The 4,945-nt window shown below is 34.0% G+C and carries 6 protein-coding genes; 5 read left to right on the forward strand and 1 reads right to left on the reverse strand.

The genetic code is table 11. The features are described from left to right. Window positions 1–229, reverse strand: a 229-nt coding sequence (locus A3EU_RS31720) for a COG3415 family protein (RefSeq protein ID WP_044086666.1), incomplete at its 3' end; no start/stop codon positions are given. Window positions 230–303: 74 nt separating this feature from the next. Here A3EU_RS31720 and A3EU_RS31725 point away from each other — a divergent pair. From A3EU_RS31725 to tnpA, 5 genes are all read left to right on the forward strand, one after another. Beyond that, window positions 304–792, forward strand: coding sequence for a hypothetical protein (locus tag A3EU_RS31725; RefSeq protein WP_020538827.1), 489 nt, complete (start codon window positions 304–306; stop codon window positions 790–792). A 211-nt stretch (window positions 793–1,003) separates the two neighbouring features. Then, the gene (locus A3EU_RS0124465; RefSeq protein ID WP_020538828.1) at window positions 1,004–2,245 is read left to right on the forward strand and encodes a hypothetical protein; all 1,242 of its coding nucleotides are present in this window, start codon (window positions 1,004–1,006) and stop codon (window positions 2,243–2,245) included. Between the two features lie 85 nt (window positions 2,246–2,330). Next, window positions 2,331–3,209: a GIY-YIG nuclease family protein gene (locus tag A3EU_RS0124470; protein WP_020538829.1), complete on the forward strand. Its 879-nt coding sequence runs from the start codon at window positions 2,331–2,333 to the stop codon at window positions 3,207–3,209. Between the two features lie 187 nt (window positions 3,210–3,396). Then, a complete protein-coding gene (locus A3EU_RS0124475; protein ID WP_020538830.1) occupies window positions 3,397–4,515 on the forward strand; it encodes a protein kinase family protein in 1,119 nt (372 codons plus the stop codon). Between the two features lie 219 nt (window positions 4,516–4,734). Next, the coding region (gene tnpA, locus A3EU_RS31730) for an IS66 family insertion sequence element accessory protein TnpA (RefSeq protein ID WP_020536411.1) at window positions 4,735–4,945 on the forward strand (211 nt) is incomplete at its 3' end.

The raw sequence follows: 4,945 nt of genomic DNA on the forward strand, positions 1-4,945 counted from the left end.
TGAAGCCATCCAATAGGTAAGCCGTAAAACCTTTTTCATAAAAGGCTTTCGCGTAACGCCTGATGGTATTATCATCTAACCCCAGTGCAGCCTCAATGACCTTAATCTTATGTCCCTGATGCAACATAATCAAGACCGTAACCTTACGGAATTGGCGAGGTGGCAAATTCGGATGCTTCTGAATTTGTCGTAATTGATCGTACTCGGATTGACTTAGCTTGATTTTCACGCCAAAAAATACGAATTTATCCCAAAACACTTAGTGACGGGTATATATATGAGGATATCTTAGAAATAATCTATTTGATCGGGAAAAGTATTGAAAAGAAACCTTCTCTGTATGTAGGCAAGGATGAAGAGACTTTAAGAGATCAAATACTCTTATTTTTAGAAACGAGATACGATAGTGTTTCTGCTACAGGAGAAACTTTCAATAGATCGGGCAGGACAGATATCTTACTAAGGTATTCAGATGACAATAGTAATTTGTTTGTTGCGGAATGTAAGTTTTGGCATGGAGCTTCTGAATTTTTAAAAGCAATTACACAATTGTTTTCTAGATATTTGACATGGAGAGATTCTAAAGTTGCGATCATAATCTTTGTGAAAAACAAACAATTTTCTGATGTTCTGAGTAAAATTCGATCTACTGTGAAATCGCATCAATGTTATGTTCGGTCAAATGGAGAACGGGGAGAAAGTTCTTTTAGTTATATTTTTAATCTACCAAAAGATCAAAACAAAGAGGTGTTTCTAGAAATAATAATTTTTCACTACGATAAAGATGAATAACACTGTAGCCAACTTTGCTAGTACGTCCAGCCCTTCGCTTCGCTACGTGCCGGCGCACTAGCCTGAGTTCTACTCAATTTGAATAATGATCATGAAGTAACTCAAATAATAAAATTGGAATAGCGAATGATCTTTAGATTTGTATAATAAATAGAATCAGCGTAGTTTTATCTTCTTGGAACATGTTGGCCGTATACTAAATAAGAGCAAAATGAATATGAAACTTGAAATACTCAACCTGATAAGGAAGGGGGAAATAGAAAAGGCAATCAACATGATGGTAGATTATTCGACTACAGCTAATTTCGGAAATATCACATATGAAATTTATCTGCTTCAAAGTCGATACAGTAGAAACCAAATACAGCATTTAAAAGAGATAATAAACAAAGAAGACTATGAAAGCAGTATTAATAGGATAACAATTGGTCTTATCGAAATTGTTGATAAAATGTTTGTATCAACAAGTGAATTTATAGCCAAAGAATCCGCATTACCATATACTCTGTATTACTCAACAGATAGGAGAAATGTCTCATCATTTCAAGTTATTTTTGATAAAGAATCGAGAAAAGTTGTTATTGATAATACAAGGTCAAAATCAGAATATAAGGGTAAGTACTATTTGTATTCTAACCATACATGTATCACTGTTGAAAACAATACTAATTATTTTATAAATATTATTTTTTATTCAGGAACGTTTTTTCCTAATGACGATCATGAAATTTCATTAGGGATAGTAAACTTAATTGGTATTGATGGTGTAGCGTGTTCTTCATCAGCAGTATTGAGGAAAGGAACTACAAAGGAGAATGAAAATAAGAACACGATACTTATTGAGCACTTTATACTGCATAGACCAGTTCTTGGTATACATAACAGCTTAAAAGGAGTATTTAATGAAAGAGAACTAAGAAATAGAATTGATTCGGAAAATGTGATTGGGACATTTGCAGGAATTTATAAAGCTATAATCGTTTCTAATCGTAGAAAGTCTTTGATTCCATTCGCTTTAGAAATTACTAAGACCGGAATACTAATCTCTCATCGTGAACCTAAAGAACTAAGTAATTTAGAAGGAATTGTACATGTAATTGATCAAAATACGATTACTATAAATGTGTATCTTAATCACAAAGACGAGAAGGTTTTTGCTGAATTTCGTGTTTATCTAAATACATCAAAAGGTACTTATCGAAAATATAAGTTTTATAGTGGTACGTATTCAAGTATTAGTTATCGCGGCAAAGAACCACGAGCAGGAAGGTGCTTAATGATTAAGGTGAAAAATAAGTATATTGATGAGATTTCTACTACCCCTATTGAAATAGGGTCCCAAGAGTTTGAAGAAATGACTGGAAAATACCCGAGATTAGTGGAGTATCTAAGTGGTAAGTATGATGATTATATAGAAGATTTTCAAAGCGCGGTGAGTAATAAAACTGAGTAGAACTTTACCTACCCGTCCATGCTCCCTTCGGTCGCACGGCGGGTAGGCATGAGTTATGCTCCACTAAAAAAAACAGAAAAGCTATATGGGTAAGAAATTGACAGTTTATATGATAGATGGTACTGAATATGGCCCAAGGTTCAGTGAAATCGGTAATTGGGTAGGTAAAGCAGTTTACAGTCCAAGAGCAACTATCAATAAAATAATCTCAAGAGATGAGTTTGACAATCCAGGAATATATTGCCTAAAAGGTGATCCAACTGATGAAGCATTTTCTGAAAGAATATATATTGGTGAAGCCGAAAATATTAAGGTCAGATTAAAACAACATTTAAGTGATCCAAATAAAGACTTCAAAGAACTCATCTTCTTCATAAGTAAAGACGAACTTCTAACTAAAACACAAATTAGGTATTTAGAATCTCGATTAGTTCAAATAGCAATTGAAGCTAAGACAGCTCAAATAGATAATGGAAATTCTCCAAGCTTACCGACACTACATGAGGCTGACATTTCTGATATGGAGTACTTCCTAGAACAAATGAAATTAATCCTACCTGTAATGGGGTTTAATTTTCTAATTGCATCAACTGTGTCAACTTCTATAAACTCGAATAAAGAGCCTATAAATCCAATTCATCAGACATACTATATAAAAACAAAGACATTTAAAGCTACAATGCAAGAAACAGATCAAGGATATATTGTTCTGAAAGGAAGTGAAGCAAAAAGAGAACTTTCACCATCTTGCACCGAAACTTATAGGAATATGAGAAGGAAACTTTTAGAAACCAATATAATGATAGAAGATAAAAATGGATTAATATTTGCTGAAGACGCAGTGTTTAATAGTCCAAGTGCTGCATCAAATATGGTTTTAGGAAGAAATTCAAACGGATATACTGAATGGGTGACTAGAAAAGGAAAGACGTTTAAAGAAATACAGGAAGCAATAAATAAATAGCGAGAGCATAACTTTGCTTGTGCGACTATACCTGCCCGGAGGTGTTTTCCACTTGGTCATATATGTGGGAAAGAACTTTGGTAGGTGTTTTCTACTCGGGCATTGGTGCAGAGGGGCAGGTACATCGCACAAGCTTGAGTTGTGTGCAACCAGTAAATTTATGAAAACTATTAAATAGTCTTAGAATATGGAAGAAATAAGGTTCCTTCGCAAAAAGGATTATAAAAAAATAAAAGATATAGGCCAAGGAGGAACTGGAAAGACAGTTTTAATTGAAGACACCTATATTAATCAACGATTTATCTGCAAGAAATATTCACCACTTTACGAGGAACATAAAGCGATTTATTATAAAAATTTTGTGGAAGAGATAAAGCTTTTACATCTTCTATATCACCAAAACGTAGTTAGAGTATTTAATTATTATTTATACCCGGAATTCCAGACAGGGTATATTCTTATGGAGTTTGTAAAAGGTGAGAGTATTAACAAATATTTGCAGAGGAAACCTGAAGAAATAAATGATATTTTTAGACAAGTAGTTGAAGGGTTTAAACATTTAGAAGAGAATGAAATCTTGCATAGAGATATACGACCTGATAATATTCTTGTTTCCCAAAGTGGAATTGTAAAAATAATTGATTTTGGATTTGGAAAAAAGATAAATTTTAATTCAGTCTCTGATAAGAGTATTTCTATAAATTGGAGGTATTCAGTACCAAATGATTTTAAAGAAAAAAAGTACGATCAAAAAACAGAAGTATATTTTGTTGGAAAGCTTTTCGAAGAGATAATTCTTGAAAATGATTTGAGTAATTTTGGTTATACGTCTATATTGTCGAATATGATAGATATTGATCCAACTCAACGCATCCAATCTTTTTTTGAAGTATCAAGAAAATTATCTTCTCATGGGAAGCTTATAGAATTGGAGTTTACGGAGAAAGAAAAAGAAGCTTATGCTAACTTTGCACACTTTTTTAGTTGGAAAATAAGTAAGATCCATGAGGATGCAACTTACAGAAGAGATGTGGATCAAATAGAAAGAGATCTAAAGGAAATTTACAGGCACTCTATTTTAGAGGATTACATCCAGGATTCAAAAAAGATTTTTAAGACTTTCATTCAAGGAAATTATTATTACTCTAATAGCGGAGAACCAATGCTTGTTGATTCACTTAAGAGTTTTTTAGAATTGTTGAAATCTTCTGACCTAATAAGAAAACGTGTAATAATAAATAACTTATGGAATAGAATTGATGCGATTAAAAGATATATAGTCGATGAAGATGATCTGCCATTTTAATAAAAAAATGCACACAACTTTGCCTAGGACTTACATACTCCGCTTCGCTACGTACGTCGCCTAGGCTTGAGTTGTGTGCAATCCAGAATAGATTACCATATATCGAGTTCAAAAAATAGTATCTCAGTAAAAAAATGTTGTTAGTCAAATGTAAGCGTCCGAGCAACCCCATCTTGCCTAGTTCTTTTGGTGGCCTGACCTTTGTTCCAAAAGGAAGATATGAGCAATACAGCACTCCGCCAAAGATGGGACGCGATCCTAAGCGAGCAGTCCCGTTCCGGTCTGACCAAGAAGGCTTTTTGCGAGCAACGCGGCCTCAACCCAGCGACCTTTTATTATTGGCAGCGTCGTTTGCGTGCTTCCGATGATGGTAGCCCAGCAGGCTTTCAGCGGGTTATTCTTCAAGAAGATCATGAACTAACGGTCTGCT

The sequence above is a fragment of the Lewinella cohaerens DSM 23179 genome, from assembly GCF_000379805.1.
Lineage (GTDB): Bacteria > Bacteroidota > Bacteroidia > Chitinophagales > Saprospiraceae > Lewinella > Lewinella cohaerens.

Excerpts from the sequence above, each read along its gene's own strand:
- A3EU_RS0124465 (WP_020538828.1), top strand. The coding sequence starts at position 1,004 with ATGAATATGAAACTTGAAATACTCAACCTGATAAGGAAGGGGGAAATA.
- A3EU_RS0124470 (WP_020538829.1), top strand. The coding sequence starts at position 2,331 with ATGGGTAAGAAATTGACAGTTTATATGATAGATGGTACTGAATATGGC.
- A3EU_RS0124475 (WP_020538830.1), top strand. The coding sequence starts at position 3,397 with ATGGAAGAAATAAGGTTCCTTCGCAAAAAGGATTATAAAAAAATAAAA.